Here is a 16298-nt window from a genome sequence, read left to right as displayed (position 1 = left end):
CTTCGGTTCCCCGCCCCTGCGGCGACGCCCTTGCCCGGTCAGCGGATCGCTCCGGCCTTGCGCGCCTGATCGACGAGGGCAAGCTGCCGCTCCAGCTCCGCCCGCCACGAGGCGGTGGGCGGCGCCAGGGCGAGCGCCTTGCGCCATTCCTGCTCGGCCTCGGCGAAGCGCTGGTTCTGCGCCAGCGCTATGCCACGAAACAGGTGCGGCCCCGGATGCTTGGGCGCGAGCACGATCGCGCGGCGAAACGCCAGGTCGGCGGCCGGCGTGAGCAGTCCGCCGGCATGCGCGACGAGCACGTCGCCATAACCGGTCCACAAAGTCGCGTTGCGCGGTGAGCCGCGCAACCCGGCGCGGATCAGGCCGGCGGCATCGCGCGTGTTGCCGCTGCGCCGGAAATTGTCCGCCATGATCAGCCAGCGATCGGCGGAGTCGAACTGGCCGAACATCTCCCGCCGGAGCGTCATGAACGGGCTGTCGGGCGGCGGCGCCTGCTCCGCGGCGCTGCGCGGCGATCCGGCGAGATCGGGCCGCCCCTGCCAGGCATAGCCGGCGAGCGCGAGCAGCAGGGCGGCGACGACGAACTGCAGCGGCCCCTTCTCCAGGCGCGCGAAATGCCACAGCGCGGTGAACACGATCAGCGCCATGATCAGGATGATGAACCAGCCCATCAGCGCGCCTTTCGCCGGAACCGGCCGCGTGCGAGCCAGAGACCGAGCGCGAGCAGCACCGCCGGTGCCGCCCACAGAGGCCAGGTGACCGGCTCGACCGGCGGCTTGTAGCTCACCCAGCTTCCGTAGCGCTCGACCAGCCAGGCGCGGATCGCTTCCGGCCTTTCTCCGGCCGCGATCCGCTCGCGCACCAGCGAACGCATGTCGCCGGCCATGTCGGCGTCGCTGTCCGCGATAGACTGGCCCTGGCAGACGAGGCAGCGCAGGGTCTCCATCAGCGCCTTCGCCTCGGCTTCCTGGCGCGGGTCGGGCAGCTGCGCATAAGCGTAGGGCGCCGCCGGCGCGTTGGACTGGGCGTGGGACGAGGACGCGGTCGCAGCGGCGAGCGCGACGGCGAGGAGCCGAGCCGATTTCATCGCGCAGCCTCCCAGGCGGCGACGATCCCGTCGACATCCTCGGGCCGGATCTCGCCGATGTGCTGGTGGCGGATGATGCCCTTGCCGTCGACGACGAAGGTTTCGGGCACGCCGGACGAGCCGATCGCGATCTGCACGCGGCTGGTCGGATCGTCGCCGATGCGCTGGAACGGATCGCCATGATCGCGCAGGAAGCCTGCGACGTCGGCGCTCGTATCGCGGATCGCGATCGCGTCGATCGGCAGCCCCCGCGCCTTCAGCGCTTCGAGCTGCGGCGCCTCGACCCGGCAGGGGATGCACCAGCTGCCGAACACGTTGACCAGTCGCGGCGCGCCCCGGCGCAGATCGGCCGCGGCGAGGCCGGGATGGTTCGGCACGATCGGCTTCAGCGCGAAATCGGGCATCGGCTTGCCGACCATGCGCGAGCGGATGATGGCGTCGCCCGGCGCGTAGAGCCGGAAGGCGAACGCCAGCACCACCGCTGCGAACAGCGCCAGGGGGAGGAACAGCAGGACCTTCCTCATGCCTCGTCCTCCCGGGCGGCACGCCGGCGCCGGACGCGGCCGAGCAGGGCGAGCAGGCCGCCGAGCGCGACGAGGCCGCCGCCGAGCCAGATCAGGGTGACGAAGGGCTTCCACCACAAGCGCAGCTGCCAGCGCCCCTTCTCATCCTGCTTGCCGATCACCGTATAGAGCTGGCCGTCGAGGCGCGTGGCGATCGCCGCCTCGCTGGTCTCGGTCGGCGGCGAGTGGAAGGTGCGGGCCTGGGGGCGCAGCACGAACGGGCTGCCGTCGCCACGGCGGGCGGTGAAGCGCGCCTGGATCGCCGACCAGTTTGGCCCGGCGAGCGGCTCCACGCCGTCGAAGCGAACCCGATAGGGGCCGACGGACACGGTCTCGCCGATCGGGGCCGCGACCAGCGTCTCCCGGGTGAACGCGGCCTCCGACGCCATTCCGGCGAGGCTCACCGCGATACCGAGGTGGGAGATCACCATGCCCCAGACGAACAGCGGCGTCCGGCGCAGGTTGCGCTTCCACAGCGGCGCCAGGCTGGCCGCACCGACCCCGAAGGCGAGCACCAGGCCGAGCAGCGGCAGGAGGCCGATCGCGGGAAAGAGGACGAGCAGGGCGGCCAGCGTGAGCGCGGTCAGCCCCAGCGGAACGGCGAGGCGCCGGGCCATGGCGCCGATCCGGTCGCGGCGCCAGCGCAGCAGCGGCCCCGCCGCCATGACGGCGACCAGCAACAAGGCCAAAGGCCCCGAGACGCTGTTGAAATAGGGCGGACCGACCGAGAGCTTCTCGCCCGACAGCGCCTCGATCAGCAGCGGATAGAGCGTGCCGACCATGACGATGCCGAGGATCGCGGAGAGCAGCAGATTGTTGACGACCAGCGCCCCCTCGCGGCTCACCGGCTCGAACGTCGATCCCTCGCGCACCGTCCCGACGCGGAGGCCGAACAGGGCCAGCGCGCCGCCGATGTAGAGCACCAGCAGGACGAGGATGAAGGCGCCGCGCTGCGGATCGACCGCGAAGCTGTGCACCGAGGTGAGGATGCCCGAGCGCACCAGGAAGGTGCCGATCATCGACATCGAGAAGGCGACGACGGCGAGCATCACCGTCCAGGCGCGCAGACCGTCGCGGGTGGCGAGCACGGTCACCGAGTGGAGCAGCGCGGTCGCCGCGAGCCAGGGCATCAGCGAGGCATTCTCGACCGGATCCCAGAACCACCATCCGCCCCAGCCGAGTTCGTAATAGGCCCAATAGGAGCCGGCGGTGATTCCGAGAGTCAGGAAGATCCAGGCACCGAGCACCCAGGGCCGCATCGCCCGGGCGAACGCCGGGCCGACATCGCGCGTGACCAATGCGCCCACCGCGAAGGAGAAAGCGATCGAGATGCCGACATAGCCGAAATAGAGCGTCGGCGGATGGAAGGCGAGGCCCGGGTCCTGCAGCAGCGGGTTCAGGCCGTTGCCCTCGGCCGGCGCCGGGAACAGGCGGTCGAACGGATTCGATGCGAACAGCAGGAAGGCGTAGAAGCCGAGCCCGATCGCCGCCTGGGCGGCGAGGGTCGCAATCAGCGTCCGCTCGGGCAGCCGCCGCTCGAACAGGGCGACGGCGGCGCCCGCGCCGGCGAGCACCGTCACCCACAAGAGCATCGAGCCTTCGTGATTCCCCCAGGCGCCGGCGAATTTGTACAGCCAGGGCTTTGCCGAATGGCTGTTCGCGGCGACGAGCGCGACCGAAAGGTCGGTGCGCAGGAAGAGCTGGATGAGGAGCAGGAAGGCAAGGCCGACGAGCGCCGCCTGCGCGACCGCGACGGGGCGCATCGCCGGCGCCACGTCGCTCCCGCCCGGGCGCAACGCGGCGATGCCGAACAAAAGCTGCAGCAGCGAAAGCGCCGCCGCGAGCCACAGCGCGGCGAGCGCGGTCTCGGCGATCACTTCAGGCTCTCGCTCTTGTGCTCGCCCGTCTTCACGTCGAGCTGCGGCGGCATGTAATTCTCGTCATGCTTGGCGAGGATCTCGTCCGCGACGAACAGCCCGCCCGCTTGGAACCGACCTTCGGCGACGACCCCGCTCTCCTCGCGAAAAAGATCGGGCACGATGCCCTTGAAGCGCACGGGGATAAGGTGCGGGCTGTCGTCGCCGACCAGGAAATCGATCGTCACGCCGTCCGGCGCGCGACGCACCGAACCCTTGCGCACCATGCCGCCGATGCGGACGTTACGGTCCTGCGGCGGGCCCTGGCGGGCGACGTCGGCCGGTGCGTAGAAATAAGCGGCCTGCTCCTTCAGCGCAGACATGGCCAGGAGGACGGCGCCGAGCACGGCGGCGACGGCGAGGACGAGCAGGACCAGACGCTGGTTCTTCGCCTTCACCGCTCGCCTCTCAATGCGTCGGCCTGGCGCTCGGCGCGGCGCATCGCCGTCCAGCTCGCCGCAACCAGCCCGATCGTGCCGGCGCCGGTCACGGCATAAGCGGCCAGGATGAAGCCCCAGTGGCTCATCTCACATTCTCCTCAGCCGGGCTTCGACCTTCTGCCGCGCGAGCGCGGCGCGCATCCGCATCAGCACCACCGCGCCGAACAACAGGGTGAAGCCGAGCGCCGAGGCGAGCAGTGGCCAGAGCATCGAAGCGTCGATGCTGGAGCTCCCGCGCAGGAAGGAGATGCTCTGCCCCTGGTGGAGCGTGTTCCAATATTCGACCGAATAATGGATGATCGGGATGTTCACCGCCCCGACCAGGCCGAAGATGGCGGTGATCCGCCCCTCCCCGCCCCGCTCCCGCTCGGCGTCGTCGAGCGCGATGAAGGCGATGTAGAGGAACAGCAGGATCAGCATCGAGGTGAGCCGCGCGTCCCACTGCCAATAGGTGCCCCAGGTCGGCTTGCCCCACAAAGCGCCGGTAATCAGACAGATCGCGGTGAACGCCGCGCCCGGCACGGCGATCGCGCGGGCGGCCACCGCGGCCAGCGGATGGCGCCAGACCAATTGCATGAAGCTCGCGATCGCCAGGCCCGTCCAGCCGCCCATCCCGAGCCAGGCGGCCGGCACATGGACGTAGAGGATGCGCACGCTCTCCCCCTGGAGATAGTCGGCGGGCGAGGCGAACAGCCCGACGGCGAGCGCCGCGACGATCAGCAGGCCGCCGCTCCAGCCAAGCCACGGCGTCAGCGGGCGTGCGATTTTCAGGAAACGGGCGGGATTCGCGAAGATGTGCATTTTGCACACCCTCTAGAGCCTCGCAGCGCGGCGGGGAAGCGCCTCGCAAGCTTCTCCACGTCCAGGCGGCGGCGATCGCCGCCGGCTCGAGGGCAATCGATGGTAAGGGGTTTCGCGGCCGGCGCGACTAATAGAGAATACCGCAGTTCTTGCGGCCCCGAATCCAGCGCCACGCGATCGGGAGCCTTTCGTGTTGCTCTCGCGTCGCGCGCTTGAGCACGACTTCGCGGTGCTGGCCGCCATTGCCCTGGTAGGTGCAGCGGAAGCGCCCTGCGTCGCCGACTGGCGCGCATTCCAGATACCGGGGGATCTCACACTGGTAGCTCGCGCCGGGCTCGAGGGTCCGCGGCATCGCCGCGCCCATCGCATCGCTCACCTCTCCTGCGGAAGGCCCCGCGACTGGCGCGTCCTTGGGCGGCTGCGTGACCGCGGCGCAGGCGCCGAGCAGCAGGAGGAGGGAGAGCCGGCCGGAGAGCAAGCCGCGTGCCATTCCGCAGGATCGCTCAGTCCCGGCCCGGCCGCAACGGTGGACGTCACCATCCCGGATCGATCCACAAGCGCTTCAGCACGCGCCGCAACGGGCGGAGCCGCGCTCCGGGGTTGCGCACGCCCGCCGCTCCGGCGCAAGGCGGCCCTTGATGGCCTCCCCCGCGCGTCCCGAGCAGAACCGCGTCGTCGGTATCGCCCTACGGCTTTGCGCGGCGACCTGCTTCTCTTTCATGGCGGCGTCGATCAAGCTCGGTTACCGCCACGGCGTCTCGACGCCGGAGCTCGGCTTCTACCGCTTCGCCTTCGGCCTGCCGCCGCTGATCCTGTGGATCGCCTGGAGCCGCAACTGGACGGCCTGGCGCACCGCCCGCCCCCTCGCCCATGTCCGGCGCGCGGTGATCGGCCTCTCGACGATGCTGATGGGGTTCAGCGCCCTCGCCTACCTTCCCCTCGCGGAATCGACGACGATCGGTTTCGCCGCGCCGCTCTTCGCCGTCGCCCTGTCGGCGCTGGTGCTGAAGGAGCCGGTCGGCATCCACCGCTGGAGCGCGGTCGCGATCGGGTTCGCCGGCGTGCTGATCGTCATGCGCCCGGCGGGCAGTCAGTTGCCGGCGCTCGGCCTCGCCCTCGCCACCGGCGCGGCATTCGGGGTCGGCATTGTCACGATCACGATTCGCCAGATCGGCCGGACCGAGGGGACGCAGACCACCGTCCTCTGGTTCACCTGCCTGTCGGTGCTCGCGCTCGGCACGCTGCTGCCGGTCTACGGCCGCGCCCACGACGCGACCACCTGGGCGATCCTGTTCGCGCTAGGGACCGCCGGCGGTCTCGGCCAGCTCTTTCTGACCTCGTCTCTGCGCTACGCCCCGGTCTCGGTGGTCGTGCCGTTCGATTATTTCCAGTTGCTCTGGGCGGTGCTGCTCGGCTGGCTGATCTTCGCCGATCACGCGCCGGCGACCACCTGGGCGGGCGCCGCCGTGATCATCGCCAGCGGCCTCTACACTTTGTATCGCGAGCACAAGCTTGGCCGCGACCGGCCCAAGGCCGACGCGCCGCTCTAATCCTCCCCCAGCTTGCTGGGGGAGGGGGACCGCCGCCGCCAGGCGGTGGTGGAGGGGCAGTCCTGAATCCTCTCCCCGCCCCTCCGCCGCGAGGCTCCGCGTCGCGGTCCCCCTCCCCGAGCAGAGCTCGGGGAGGAATGGCTTATCTTCCGATCAGCCGCATCGCCATCGAGTCGGCGACCTCGGCCGGATTGCGGCCGGTGGCGGCGCTCTCCGCCCAGATCTGCTCGAGCCGGACCGGGACCTGCTCGATCCGCGCCTTCACCCCGGCCGCGTCCGCGTCGCGAAGGTATTCGGACGAGACGTTGATGATGCCGCCGGCATTGATCACATAATCGGGGGCGTAGAGGATGCCGCGCTGGTGGATGCGCTGACCGTCGGCCGGCGTCCCCAGCTGGTTGTTGGCGCCGCCCGCGACCACCGGCACGTTGAGCGCCGCGATCGACTCTTCGGTGAGGATCGCGCCGAGCGCGTTCGGGCTGAGCACGTCGGCGGCGATCGTCATGATCTCTTCCGGCGCCACGACGGTGCCGCCGACCTCGGCCGCCAGGCGGTCGGCGCGGGCGCGGTCGATGTCAGTCAGCGTGATGCGCGCGCCTTCCGCAGCCGCGCGGCGCGCCACGCCGCCGGCGACGCTGCCGGCGCCCTGGATGGCGAGGTGGAGCCCGTTCAGGCTGTCCTTGCCGAGCGCGCGGCGCACCGCCGCCTTGATGCCCAGGAACACGCCATAGCTGGTGTGCGGACCGGGATCGCCGCCGACCTCGCCCTCGCCCACCGGCAGGCCGGCGATGAAGCGGGTGTGCTTCGAGACGGCGTCGAGATCCGCGACGGTGATGCCGACGTCCTCGGCCGTGACATAGGCTCCGCCGAGGCGCTCCACCGCGCGGCCGAAGGCGGCGAGCATCTCCGGAGTCTTGGAGCGGGCCTCGTCGGCGAGGATCACCGCCTTGCCGCCGCCGAGCGGCAGGCCGGCCATCGCGTTCTTGAAGCTCATGCCCCTGGAGAGGCGCAGCGCGTCGCGCACCGCCTCGGCGGGCTCGGCATAATGCCAGAAGCGCACGCCGCCGGCGCCGGGACCGACATGGGTCGAATGCACCGCGATGACGGCGCGAAGGCCGCTCTCGCGGTCCGTGACGAAATGAACGATCTCATGATCGTCGAAGTCGGAATACTCCCACGGCAATTGCATCGACTGGTCCTGTAATTTTTCGGAGGGTGCAGGTGGGGCGATCGAGGGGACTTGAACCCCCGACCCTCGGTACCACAAACCGATGCTCTAACCAGCTGAGCTACGATCGCCACTGCGCACGAGGTGCGGGGGCGCAATTAGGGCGGCGGCCCGGAAGCGTCAAGGAAGTTTCGGCGAGCAGCGTGGAGGCGCGCGCGGCGCCCTCCGGCGCTCAGCCCAACTCGCTGACCCTGGTGCCTTTCGAGGGCAGCTGCAGCTCCGTCACCACGCCTGCCCGCGGATCGATGAAGCCATTGATGATCTGCAGCAGGCCGTCCTTGCCGAACATCTGGTAGAGAGCATGCAGGCCGTTGGCGAGGTCGCCGGTGAACTGCCAGGTGAACTCGTTGAGCCGGCAATTGTCCATCGACAAAGCCCCGCCGCCATAGATGAAATGGACCTTCTCGAAGCTGCAGTCGCGATAGCTGTTGCCGTCCAGCCTGACCTCGCCCTCGAATGCTTGACCGACAAATTCCATGGCCGTCCCTCTCTGTGTCGCGTCTGTCTAGCTTGCCGGTGCCCCCTGTCCAGCCCTCCCGTTCCTGTGTCGAGCACCGGCGTTCAGGACGACGCATGCAGCGCCGCATCTCGCGAAACCTTTCGCGGCACGGCTCATTGGGACTGCGAGCGCAATTTCGGAGGTTCGCCATGCCGAGGCACAAGATCGCGATCGTCGTGGGCAGCCTGCGCAAGGACAGCATCAACCGCAAGGTCGCCCGTTCGATCTGCGCCTTCGCATCGGACAGGCTGGATTGCTCGATCGTCGAGATCGGCAGCCTCCCCCTCTACGATCAGGACAGCGATGCGAACCCGCCCGCCGAATATGTCCGCTTCCGCGAGCAGATCGCGGCCGCGGACGGAATCCTGTTCTGTACGCCGGAATACAATCGCGGCGTCCCCGGCGTGCTCAAGAACGCGATCGATGTCGGCTCCCGCCCCTACGGCGCGAGCGTCTGGGACAAGAAGCCGGCGGCGATCGTCAGCGCGTCTCCCGGCGGCATCGGCGGATTCGGCGCGAACCACCAGCTGCGCCAGGCCTGCGTCTTCCTCAACATGCCGGTCATGCAGCAGCCGGAAGCCTATCTCGGCCACGTCACCGACGACAGTTTCGACGGCGAAGGATGCCTCAGGGAGGGGCCGCTGAAGCAGCTCGTCATGTCCCTCGCCGCCGCCTTCGCCGATTGGGTCGATCTCATCGTCCGCTCGCGCCGCCTGCTCGCCGAGGACCGCGCGCATGTCGACATGGCGGACGGCGTCGCCGGCAACGGCTGAGCGCGCCGTCTGGCCTCAGCAGTCGACGAGCCCGAGCCGCTCGCGGCGGCTCCAGCGGCCGATCATCAGCACGGCGACTGACGCGAGCCCCGTCGCCAGCCCCGTCCAGATGCCGACGCCTCCCCAGCCCAGACCGAAGGCCAGCGCCAGGCTCACCGAGATTCCGATCACCCAATAGCCGAGCGCGGCGTAGATCATCGGCACCTTGGTGTCGTTGAGGCCGCGCAGCATCCCCGCGCCGACGACCTGGGCGCCGTCGACGATCTGGAAGATCGCGGCGACGAACAGGAAGGAGACGGCTAGCGGGATCACCCGCGCGTTCGCCGGATCGGATTCGTGGAGGAAGAAGCCGACGAGCCGCTCCGGCATCGCGAGCATCACCAGGGCGGTGCAGGCCATGAAGCCGACGCCGAGGCCGAAGGCGGTCCAGCCGGCAAGCGCGATCCCGGCCCGGTCGCGGCGGCCGTAGGCGAGACCGACCCGCACCGTCACCGCCTGCGCGAGGCCCATCGGCACCATGAAGGTGAGCGCCGCGATCTGGATGGCGATGGCATGGGCGGCGATCGCCTCGGCGCCGATCAGCCCCATCAGGAAGACGGCGGCGTTGAACACGGTGATCTCGAGGCCGAGCGTGACCGCGATCGGCAGTCCGAGCCGCCAGACCTGGGCGAAGCGTTCCCGGTCAGGGCGCCAGAAGCGTCCGAACAGCCGGTAGCGGCGGAACTTCGGATGGACGCTGACGACCAGCGCCATGCCGGCGAACATCAGGAAATTTGCGGCCGCGCTGCCGATGCCGGCGCCGAGCAGGCCGAAGGCGGGCAGGCCGAACTTGCCGAAGATCAGGGCGTAATTGGCGAGTCCGTTGAACAGCACGGCGGCGAGACCGACGATCAGGGACCAGATCGGCCGCTCGAGCGCCGAGACGAACGAGCGCAGCACCAGATAGAAGAGGTAGGGCAGCAAGCCCCATTGCAGAGCGCGGACGAAGCGTTGTGCATTTTCGGCCAGCACCGGGTCCTGGCCGATTGCGACCAGGATGGCGCCGCTGTTCCACAGTATGATCCAGACCGGCAGAGCAATGGCGATGGCCGCCCACATCGCCTGGCGGACGGTGCGGCGGACGTCGCGCACGCTGTGCCGGCGGGCGCCGAGCTCGCGCGAGATCATCGGCGCGGCGGCGGTGACCAGGCCCATGCCGAAGATCAGGAACGCATAATAGATGTTCACGCCCAGCGTCCCCGCCGCGAGCGTGCGGGGTCCCGCCCAGCCGAGCAGCACGACATCGGTGGCGTTGATCAGCGCCTGGGCGATGTTGGTGAGGATCAACGGCCAGGCGAGCGCGACCGTCGCGCGGACCTCCTCGCGCCACGGAGGGCGTGCAATCGTGCCGCGCTGTTGCATGGCCGCGCCCTAGACGAAGATTGCCTGGCGCGAAACGGCCTTTCCTTGCGGGTGACGGTGGCGAAGTGGCGAGCGCCGGTTGCGGCACGCCCCCTCCCCTCCCATCTCCGCCGCAATGACACCGCTTTCTATTCTCGATCTCGCGCCGATCCCCGAAGGCTCTGACGCCGGCCGGGCCCTCCGCAACGCCCTCGAGCTCGCCCAGGCCGGCGAGCGGCTCGGCTACCGTCGCTTCTGGATGGCCGAGCACCATTCGATGCCCGGCATCGCCAGCGCGGCGACCGCCGTCGGGCTGGCGTTCGTCGGCGCGGGCACCCGCTCGATCCGCATCGGCGCCGGCGGGATCATGCTCCCCAACCATGCGCCCCTCGTCGTCGCCGAGCAGTTCGGAACGCTCGAATCCCTTTTCCCGGGGCGCGTCGATCTCGGTCTCGGCCGCGCTCCCGGTACCGATCGGGCGGCGGCAATGGCGTTGCGCCGCAACCTCGCCTCGGACGAAAACCAGTTCCCGCAGGACGTCGTCGAGCTGATCGACTATTTCAAGCCGGAGCCGCAGCGCCGGGTTCGCGCCATTCCCGGCGAGGGCCTCGTCGTCCCGGTGTGGATCCTCGGCTCCAGCCTGTTCGGCGCGCAGCTCGCGGCGATGCTCGGCCTCCCCTACGCCTTCGCCTCGCACTTCGCCCCGGCGGCGATGATGGACGCGATCCGCGTCTATCGCGAACGCTTCCAGCCGTCCGAGCAGCTCGACCGCCCCTATGTGATGCTCGGCTTCAACGCCTTCGCCGCCGACAGCGACGAGGAAGCGCAATTGCTCGCGACCTCGGTCATGCAGGCGTTCGTCAACCTGCGCACCGGCCGGCCGACGCAGCTGCCGCCGCCGGTCCCGGGCTATCGCGAGAGCCTGCCGCCGGGCGCCCAGGCGATGCTCGACGAAGTCCTGTCCTGCTCGGCGATCGGCGCGCCCGCAACGGTGAAGGCGGCGATCGAGGATTTCGTCGCCCGCACCGGCGCCGACGAGCTGATGGTGACATCGCAGATCTTCGATCCGGCGGCGCGGCTTCGCTCCTATCGCATCGTGGCGGAGGCGGCGGGGCTCGAGCCGCGTCAGGGCTGACGCGCGTCGAGCTCCTTCACCAGCCGCTTGGGGGCCTGGGCGCGATAGCTCTCGTCGACCCAGTCCTTGAGCTGGTCGAGGCTCGGCATCTCCTCCGCCGACGGCGTGAAGGTCACCCACCCGCTCTTGCCGAGGCCATAGCGGGTCGGCCTGGCATAAGGCAGGTCGAGCGCCACCGGGTGCGTGTACGGAAGCTTGACCGAGACGCTGAACGGCTCCCCGGCCGCGGCCAGATAGGCGAAGGTCTTGTCCTTGACGGCAAGATCGTCATGGCCCGGCCAGGGCGATTTCGAATGGGCCCCGGGGAAAGTGAGGCCCCAGGCGCGGATCTGCGCAAGTAGCTCGTCGCCTGTCATTCTTCCTCTCCTTCGTCTGCGAACCAGGCGAGCCAGCGGCCGACACAGGCGTCCAGCCGTGCCCGCTCCAGCACATAAGCACGTTCCCGCCCCCGCCTCTCGACCGACACCAGCCCCGCCTGGCGAAGCAGGCCGAGGTGCCGGCTCGTCGTCGGCCAGGTACAGCCGAACCGGTCCGCGATCTCGCCCGCGGTCATTCTCCCACCCCGGAAGCGCAAGGTCAGCAGGATCTGGCGCCGCGACGGGTGGGCGAGGGCCGCGAAGATCCGGTCCTCCGCGTCGATGCGCGCCCGCGGATCGCCGCCGTCAGGCGCCGCCAAGGGCAAGTGGCCGGAAGCGCGGGAACTCCATCGGCGGCCGCCCGTCGCGCGCCTCGACCATGCCGCCCATCGGCTCCCAGATCGCCATCACCTCGGGCATGCGATGCGCCATGTGCGGCGCCTCGGCATTGGCCCAGCTGAAGATCTCGACGAAGGTCGGCCCCTTCTCGTCGTGGGGGTCCTCCGAAGGAACGGCCTCGAAATGGACGGCCGGTGTCTCGCTGACCAGGCCCGCGGCGTGCAGCGTCGGCCAATGCCGCTCCAGCAGGGCGATGAAATCCTGACGCCGGTCGGCGCGGACTCGATAGGTGCAGATCACGCTGTGCTCGTTCCAGTGCATCTTCGCCTCCTTCGCAGCGGCCCATTTAGCAGTTTCGCTAAATGGCGCCAAGCAGGGGAACCCGAAACCGCCTCGCTCGCTCCTTTACCAAGGAGACGACCATGGCGGACGACAGGACGAAGATCACCAACGGACCCAACGAGCGTGCGGTGAACGAGAACATCGCCGGCACGGCGCCGGGCATTCCCGACGACGCCCGGGGGCCGGGCGAGGAACTGCCGGAGCCGCCGAGTGACGAAGAGGTCGCGCGCGCGGCCAAGACCCTCGGCGCTGCCACTGCCGACAGGCACTGACGTCCTGGACAACCGGACGGCCTCAGCTCGAAACCAGCCGCTGAACCGCCGCGGGCGTGACGCCGCTCACGCTAACCAGCTTCAGCCGCGACTTCTCGCCGGACACGATACGGGCCGCCGAGCGCGGCACGTTCAGGCTTCGGGTGAGAAACGCGATCAGGGCGGCGTTGGCGGCGCCCTCCACCGGCGGCGCGGCCAGCCGGATCGCCAGCGCGGTCTTGCCCTCGCCGACGTCGACCAGGCCCGCGACCTCGTCCCTGCGGGGCGCGCGGCGTCAGCCGAACCGCGATGCGAACCGCGTCGCCGTCGATCGTGTAGCAGGTCATCGCTGGAGAGCCGGCGTGGTGGGCGCGGTAGGGATTGAACCTACGACCCCACCCGTGTGAAGGGTGTGCTCTACCACTGAGCTACGCGCCCACGCCGTATCCGCTGCGGCCTCGTGGCTGTGGCGGACGTGAAGAGCGGCGCTGGATCGCGCCGCTTGCCGGCGTCCTTAATGCCGCTCCCATCCTCTGTCCAGCGGGGAAAACGGCGCACCGGCGATGGCGTTGGGAGGGCCGACGCCCCTCGGGGCGGTCCGCTCGGGGCGCCCCCGCGACCCTCCCCAGAAGGTCAGCGGCCGACAGAATCCTTGAGGCCCTTGCCGGCCTTGAACTTCGGCTGGGTGCTTTCGGCAATCTGCATCGGCTCGCCGGTCCGCGGATTGCGGCCGGTCGACGCCTTGCGGCGGGAGCAGGAGAAAGTACCGAAGCCGACGAGACGAACTTCGTCGCCCCGCTTCAGCGCGTTGGTGATCGCATCGAAGACCCCCTCGACCGCGCGGCTCGCATCCCCCCGGCTAAGCCCGGTCGTCTCGGCAACCTGGCCGATTAGCTCCTGCTTGTTCATCTCTCCCGAACCCCTGTTACTGGACTCGCGGTTGACCCGCGTGGAGGCATGTAAAGTCAGGAGCGCAGCGCGAGTCAAAAGGAAAGCGCGGTTTTCCGGAGAAAACCGCGCCTCCTTGGCACAGGATCGCCGATGCCGCAGGCCTTGGGGGCGGGCCGGTCGGCCCGATTTCGCCCCCCGTCGGCTCCGATGCGCCGACGCGCCACGGCGGTTCAGTGGCGGATCGGAAGCCCCAGCCCTTCGTCCTTCGACGCCAGCTCGGCGGCCGGGACGGTGGCGAGATCGTCGGCCTCCGTCCACTCGATCGGAGTCACCGGCGCGGCGAGCGCCAGGGCGAGCACCTGATCGACATGGGCGACCGGCACGATCTCCAGCGCCGTCTTGATCGAGTCCGGAATCTCGGCGAGGTCCTTCTCGTTCTCCGCCGGGATAAGCACCTTCTTGATGCCGCCGCGCAGCGCCGCGAGCAGCTTCTCCTTGAGGCCGCCGATCGGCAGGACGCGGCCGCGCAGGGTGACCTCACCGGTCATCGCGACGTCGCGGCGGACCGGGATGCCCGACAGCGTCGAGATGATCGCGGTGACCATGCCGATGCCGGCCGACGGGCCGTCCTTCGGCACCGCCCCTTCGGGCAGATGGACGTGGATGTCCTTGCGGCCGAAGATGCTCGGCTTCACCCCGTAGCTCGGGCTGCGCGCCTTCACGAACGAGAAGGCCGCCTGGATCGACTCCTGCATGACGTCGCCGAGCTTGCCGGTGGTGCGGATCTGCCCCTTGCCCGGGACGGTGACCGCCTCGATGCTGAGCAATTCGCCGCCGACCTCGGTCCAGGCCAGGCCGGTGACCGCGCCGATCTGGTCCTCCTCCTCGCCGACGCCGTGGCGGAAGCGCTGGACGCCGGCGAAATCCGCCACATTCTCGGGTGTGACCTCGACCCTCTCCGCCTTGCCTTCGAGGATCCGGCGCAGAGCCTTGCGCGCGACCTTGGCAATCTCGCGCTCCAGCGTACGGACGCCGGCCTCGCGGGTATAGTGGCGGATCAGCGTGCGCAGCCCCTCCTCGGTGAAGCTGAGCTCGCCTTCCTTCAGGCCATGCGCCTCGATCTGCTTGCCGATCAGGTGGCGGCGGGCGATCTCGACCTTCTCGTCCTCGGTATAGCCTTCGAGCCGGATGATCTCCATGCGGTCGAGCAGCGGCTGGGGCATGTCCATCGTGTTCGCCGTGGTGACGAACATGATGTCGGAGAGATCGTAGTCCAGCTCCAGATAATGGTCCTGGAACTTCGAATTCTGCTCAGGATCGAGCACCTCGAGCAGCGCCGAGGCGGGATCGCCGCGGAAGTCCTGGCCGAGCTTGTCGATCTCGTCGAGCAGGAACAGCGGGTTCGAGGTGCCGGCCTTTCTCAGGTTCGAGACGATCTTGCCGGGCAGTGAGCCGATATAGGTGCGCCGGTGGCCGCGGATCTCGGCCTCGTCGCGCACGCCGCCCAGCGACTGGCGGACGAACTCGCGGCCGGTGGCCTTGGCGATCGAACGGCCGAGCGAGGTCTTGCCGACGCCGGGCGGGCCAACGAGGCAGAGGATCGGGCCCTTCAGCTTGTTGGTCCGCGCCTGCACGGCGAGATATTCGACGATCCGGTCCTTGACCTTCTCGAGGCCGTAATGGTCCTCGTCGAGGATCGCCTGCGCCTCGGCGATGTCCTTCTTGACCTTGGACTTCTTGCCCCACGGCAGCCCGAGCAGGACGTCGAGATAGTTGCGCGAGACGGTCGCCTCCGCCGACATCGGCGCCATCGCCTTCAGTTTCTTGAGCTCGGAGGTCGCCTTCGCCTTGGCTTCCTTGGACAGCTTGGTGCGCTCGATCTTGCGGCCGAGCTCGGCGAGCTCGTCGCCCTCGCCTTCCTCGCCCTCGTTGCCGAGCTCGCGCTGGATCGCCTTCAACTGCTCGTTGAGATAATATTCGCGCTGCGTCTTCTCCATCTGCCGCTTGACGCGGCTGCGGATCTTCTTCTCGACCTGGAGGACACCGAGCTCGCCTTCCATGAACGCGAAGGTCATCTCCAGGCGGCGGACCGGATTGAGCTCGGCGAGCAGGGTCTGCTTGTCCGAGACCTTGATGTTGATGTTCGCGGCGACCGCGTCGGCGAGGCGCGACGGCTCCTCGATCTGGCCGAGCTGGACCGCCGTCTCGGCGGGCAGCTTCTTGTTGAGCTTGGAATAATTCTCGAACTGCTCGACCACGGAGCGCATCAGCGCCGAGACTTCGGCGCCGCTCGGCTCCTCGACCTCGATCTCCTCGATCTCCGCGACGAGGTGCGCGCCCTCGCTGGCGATCGACGTCAGCGAGGCACGGCGCTGACCCTCGACCAGCACGCGAACGGTGCCGTCGGGCAGTTTGAGCAGCTGGAGAATGGTGGCCACGACGCCGAGATCGTAAAGCGCATCGCGATCGGGATCGTCCTCCGCCGGGTCGAGCTGCGAGACGAGGAAGATCTGCTTGTCCTCGGCCATCGCGCTCTCCAACGCAGCCACCGATTTGTCGCGCCCGACGAACAGGGGCACGATCATCTGCGGGAACACCACGATGTCGCGAAGCGGGAGGACGGGGAATTTCTGAGTCATTGGCACTCCACTGGGCCCGTGCGGCCTTGTCCCATCATATATGGGAAAGCCGCCGAGGGCATCAATGGACACCCTGCCCTTCCCGGGCACCCGATCAGTTGAAAGCGG

21 protein-coding genes and 2 tRNA genes are annotated in these 16298 nt (G+C 69.1%); 4 read left to right on the top strand and 19 right to left on the bottom strand.

The window, feature by feature from the left end:
• Nucleotides 1–38 precede the first annotated feature (38 nt).
• The 8 genes from E2493_RS11330 to E2493_RS11295 all read right to left on the bottom strand — a co-directional run bounded on the left by E2493_RS11330 (nt 39) and on the right by E2493_RS11295 (nt 5297).
• Nucleotides 39–671: a tetratricopeptide repeat protein gene (locus E2493_RS11330; RefSeq protein ID WP_135086809.1), complete on the bottom strand. Its 633-nt coding sequence runs from the start codon at nt 669–671 to the stop codon at nt 39–41.
• A complete protein-coding gene (locus E2493_RS11325) occupies nt 671–1087 on the bottom strand; it encodes a cytochrome c-type biogenesis protein (protein ID WP_135086807.1) in 417 nt (138 codons plus the stop codon). Before E2493_RS11325 ends, E2493_RS11330 begins: the two co-directional genes overlap by 1 nt.
• The gene (locus E2493_RS11320) at nt 1084–1611 is read right to left on the bottom strand and encodes a DsbE family thiol:disulfide interchange protein (RefSeq protein WP_135086805.1); all 528 of its coding nucleotides are present in this window, start codon (nt 1609–1611) and stop codon (nt 1084–1086) included. Before E2493_RS11320 ends, E2493_RS11325 begins: the two co-directional genes overlap by 4 nt.
• Complete coding sequence (locus E2493_RS11315; RefSeq protein WP_135086803.1) at nt 1608–3527, bottom strand: heme lyase CcmF/NrfE family subunit; 1920 nt, start codon at nt 3525–3527, stop codon at nt 1608–1610. Before E2493_RS11315 ends, E2493_RS11320 begins: the two co-directional genes overlap by 4 nt.
• Nucleotides 3524–3964: a cytochrome c maturation protein CcmE gene (gene ccmE / locus E2493_RS11310; RefSeq protein ID WP_135086801.1), complete on the bottom strand. Its 441-nt coding sequence runs from the start codon at nt 3962–3964 to the stop codon at nt 3524–3526. The genes E2493_RS11315 and ccmE overlap by 4 nt, the downstream gene beginning before the upstream one ends.
• A complete protein-coding gene (locus E2493_RS11305; RefSeq protein ID WP_135086799.1) occupies nt 3961–4092 on the bottom strand; it encodes a heme exporter protein CcmD in 132 nt (43 codons plus the stop codon). Before E2493_RS11305 ends, ccmE begins: the two co-directional genes overlap by 4 nt.
• A gap of 1 nt (nt 4093) precedes the next feature.
• The gene (ccmC, locus tag E2493_RS11300; RefSeq protein WP_135086797.1) at nt 4094–4807 is read right to left on the bottom strand and encodes a heme ABC transporter permease CcmC; all 714 of its coding nucleotides are present in this window, start codon (nt 4805–4807) and stop codon (nt 4094–4096) included.
• A 127-nt stretch (nt 4808–4934) separates the two neighbouring features.
• Nucleotides 4935–5297 carry a hypothetical protein gene (locus E2493_RS11295; RefSeq protein WP_135086795.1) on the bottom strand — a complete coding sequence of 121 codons (363 nt, stop codon included), beginning with the start codon at nt 5295–5297 and terminating at the stop codon, nt 4935–4937.
• A gap of 148 nt (nt 5298–5445) precedes the next feature.
• Here E2493_RS11295 and E2493_RS11290 point away from each other — a divergent pair, with 148 nt between their 5' ends.
• Nucleotides 5446–6357: a DMT family transporter gene (locus tag E2493_RS11290; protein WP_135086793.1), complete on the top strand. Its 912-nt coding sequence runs from the start codon at nt 5446–5448 to the stop codon at nt 6355–6357.
• A gap of 142 nt (nt 6358–6499) precedes the next feature.
• Here the strand turns inward: E2493_RS11290 and E2493_RS11285 are convergent, their stop codons facing one another.
• The 3 genes from E2493_RS11285 to E2493_RS11275 form a co-directional block, all read right to left on the bottom strand.
• Complete coding sequence (locus E2493_RS11285) at nt 6500–7546, bottom strand: Leu/Phe/Val dehydrogenase (protein WP_135086791.1); 1047 nt, start codon at nt 7544–7546, stop codon at nt 6500–6502.
• A gap of 33 nt (nt 7547–7579) precedes the next feature.
• Nucleotides 7580–7656: transfer RNA gene (locus E2493_RS11280), tRNA-His, on the bottom strand.
• A 101-nt stretch (nt 7657–7757) separates the two neighbouring features.
• A complete protein-coding gene (locus E2493_RS11275) occupies nt 7758–8063 on the bottom strand; it encodes a hypothetical protein (protein ID WP_135086789.1) in 306 nt (101 codons plus the stop codon).
• Between the two features lie 170 nt (nt 8064–8233).
• Between E2493_RS11275 and E2493_RS11270 the strand changes: the two genes are divergently transcribed.
• Nucleotides 8234–8857, top strand: coding sequence for an NADPH-dependent FMN reductase (locus E2493_RS11270; protein ID WP_135086788.1), 624 nt, complete (start codon nt 8234–8236; stop codon nt 8855–8857).
• 15 nt (nt 8858–8872) lie between these two features.
• Here E2493_RS11270 and E2493_RS11265 read toward each other — a convergent pair whose 3' ends face one another.
• The gene (locus tag E2493_RS11265) at nt 8873–10258 is read right to left on the bottom strand and encodes an MATE family efflux transporter (protein ID WP_135086786.1); all 1386 of its coding nucleotides are present in this window, start codon (nt 10256–10258) and stop codon (nt 8873–8875) included.
• Between the two features lie 115 nt (nt 10259–10373).
• Between E2493_RS11265 and E2493_RS11260 the strand changes: the two genes are divergently transcribed.
• The gene (locus E2493_RS11260; RefSeq protein WP_135086784.1) at nt 10374–11372 is read left to right on the top strand and encodes an LLM class flavin-dependent oxidoreductase; all 999 of its coding nucleotides are present in this window, start codon (nt 10374–10376) and stop codon (nt 11370–11372) included.
• Here E2493_RS11260 and E2493_RS11255 read toward each other — a convergent pair.
• The 3 genes from E2493_RS11255 to E2493_RS11245 are packed head-to-tail and all read right to left on the bottom strand — an operon-like array spanning nt 11363 to nt 12388.
• Nucleotides 11363–11728, bottom strand: a complete 366-nt coding sequence (locus E2493_RS11255) for an MmcQ/YjbR family DNA-binding protein (RefSeq protein WP_135086782.1) — start codon at nt 11726–11728, stop codon at nt 11363–11365. The two genes, E2493_RS11260 and E2493_RS11255, sit on opposite strands and share 10 nt — an antisense overlap.
• On the bottom strand, nt 11725–12048 hold the full coding sequence (locus E2493_RS11250; RefSeq protein ID WP_225421396.1) for a metalloregulator ArsR/SmtB family transcription factor: 324 nt from the start codon (nt 12046–12048) through the stop codon (nt 11725–11727). The genes E2493_RS11255 and E2493_RS11250 overlap by 4 nt, the downstream gene beginning before the upstream one ends.
• Entirely contained in the window at nt 12035–12388 is a 354-nt protein-coding gene (locus tag E2493_RS11245) for a hypothetical protein (RefSeq protein ID WP_135086780.1), read from the bottom strand. Before E2493_RS11245 ends, E2493_RS11250 begins: the two co-directional genes overlap by 14 nt.
• A 101-nt stretch (nt 12389–12489) precedes the next feature.
• On the opposite strand from E2493_RS11245, the gene E2493_RS11240 reads away from it, so the two are divergent.
• Nucleotides 12490–12681 carry a hypothetical protein gene (locus E2493_RS11240; RefSeq protein WP_135086778.1) on the top strand — a complete coding sequence of 64 codons (192 nt, stop codon included), beginning with the start codon at nt 12490–12492 and terminating at the stop codon, nt 12679–12681.
• A gap of 22 nt (nt 12682–12703) precedes the next feature.
• Here E2493_RS11240 and E2493_RS11235 read toward each other — a convergent pair whose 3' ends face one another.
• The 4 genes from E2493_RS11235 to lon form a co-directional block, all read right to left on the bottom strand.
• Nucleotides 12704–12886, bottom strand: coding sequence for a DUF167 domain-containing protein (locus E2493_RS11235; protein WP_263854081.1), 183 nt, complete (start codon nt 12884–12886; stop codon nt 12704–12706).
• A gap of 137 nt (nt 12887–13023) precedes the next feature.
• A tRNA-Val gene (locus E2493_RS11230) sits at nt 13024–13098 on the bottom strand.
• A 195-nt stretch (nt 13099–13293) separates the two neighbouring features.
• Nucleotides 13294–13569: an HU family DNA-binding protein gene (locus E2493_RS11225; protein ID WP_135086776.1), complete on the bottom strand. Its 276-nt coding sequence runs from the start codon at nt 13567–13569 to the stop codon at nt 13294–13296.
• A gap of 212 nt (nt 13570–13781) precedes the next feature.
• A complete protein-coding gene (lon, locus tag E2493_RS11220) occupies nt 13782–16190 on the bottom strand; it encodes an endopeptidase La (protein WP_135086774.1) in 2409 nt (802 codons plus the stop codon).
• Between the last annotated feature and the right edge of the window lie 108 nt (nt 16191–16298).

Source organism: Sphingomonas parva (ex Maeng et al. 2020) (assembly GCF_004564275.1).
Classification (GTDB): domain Bacteria; phylum Pseudomonadota; class Alphaproteobacteria; order Sphingomonadales; family Sphingomonadaceae; genus Allosphingosinicella; species Allosphingosinicella parva.
Note: the sequence above shows the minus strand (reverse complement) of the source record. Positions and strands in the feature narration are given on the sequence as shown.

What these genes read in the sequence shown, in the direction of transcription:
- E2493_RS11225 (WP_135086776.1), bottom strand. Translation starts at nt 13,569, where the DNA reads ATGAACAAGCAGGAGCTAATCGGCCAGGTTGCCGAGACGACCGGGCTT.
- E2493_RS11285 (WP_135086791.1), bottom strand. Translation starts at nt 7,546, where the DNA reads ATGCAATTGCCGTGGGAGTATTCCGACTTCGACGATCATGAGATCGTT.
- E2493_RS11255 (WP_135086782.1), bottom strand. Translation starts at nt 11,728, where the DNA reads ATGACAGGCGACGAGCTACTTGCGCAGATCCGCGCCTGGGGCCTCACT.
- E2493_RS11295 (WP_135086795.1), bottom strand. Translation starts at nt 5,297, where the DNA reads ATGGCACGCGGCTTGCTCTCCGGCCGGCTCTCCCTCCTCCTGCTGCTC.
- E2493_RS11320 (WP_135086805.1), bottom strand. Translation starts at nt 1,611, where the DNA reads ATGAGGAAGGTCCTGCTGTTCCTCCCCCTGGCGCTGTTCGCAGCGGTG.
- E2493_RS11265 (WP_135086786.1), bottom strand. Translation starts at nt 10,258, where the DNA reads ATGCAACAGCGCGGCACGATTGCACGCCCTCCGTGGCGCGAGGAGGTC.
- E2493_RS11260 (WP_135086784.1), top strand. Translation starts at nt 10,374, where the DNA reads ATGACACCGCTTTCTATTCTCGATCTCGCGCCGATCCCCGAAGGCTCT.
- E2493_RS11330 (WP_135086809.1), bottom strand. Translation starts at nt 671, where the DNA reads ATGGGCTGGTTCATCATCCTGATCATGGCGCTGATCGTGTTCACCGCG.
- E2493_RS11270 (WP_135086788.1), top strand. Translation starts at nt 8,234, where the DNA reads ATGCCGAGGCACAAGATCGCGATCGTCGTGGGCAGCCTGCGCAAGGAC.
- E2493_RS11240 (WP_135086778.1), top strand. Translation starts at nt 12,490, where the DNA reads ATGGCGGACGACAGGACGAAGATCACCAACGGACCCAACGAGCGTGCG.
- lon (WP_135086774.1), bottom strand. Translation starts at nt 16,190, where the DNA reads ATGACTCAGAAATTCCCCGTCCTCCCGCTTCGCGACATCGTGGTGTTC.
- E2493_RS11290 (WP_135086793.1), top strand. Translation starts at nt 5,446, where the DNA reads ATGGCCTCCCCCGCGCGTCCCGAGCAGAACCGCGTCGTCGGTATCGCC.
- E2493_RS11325 (WP_135086807.1), bottom strand. Translation starts at nt 1,087, where the DNA reads ATGAAATCGGCTCGGCTCCTCGCCGTCGCGCTCGCCGCTGCGACCGCG.
- ccmC (WP_135086797.1), bottom strand. Translation starts at nt 4,807, where the DNA reads ATGCACATCTTCGCGAATCCCGCCCGTTTCCTGAAAATCGCACGCCCG.
- E2493_RS11275 (WP_135086789.1), bottom strand. Translation starts at nt 8,063, where the DNA reads ATGGAATTTGTCGGTCAAGCATTCGAGGGCGAGGTCAGGCTGGACGGC.
- E2493_RS11305 (WP_135086799.1), bottom strand. Translation starts at nt 4,092, where the DNA reads ATGAGCCACTGGGGCTTCATCCTGGCCGCTTATGCCGTGACCGGCGCC.
- E2493_RS11245 (WP_135086780.1), bottom strand. Translation starts at nt 12,388, where the DNA reads ATGCACTGGAACGAGCACAGCGTGATCTGCACCTATCGAGTCCGCGCC.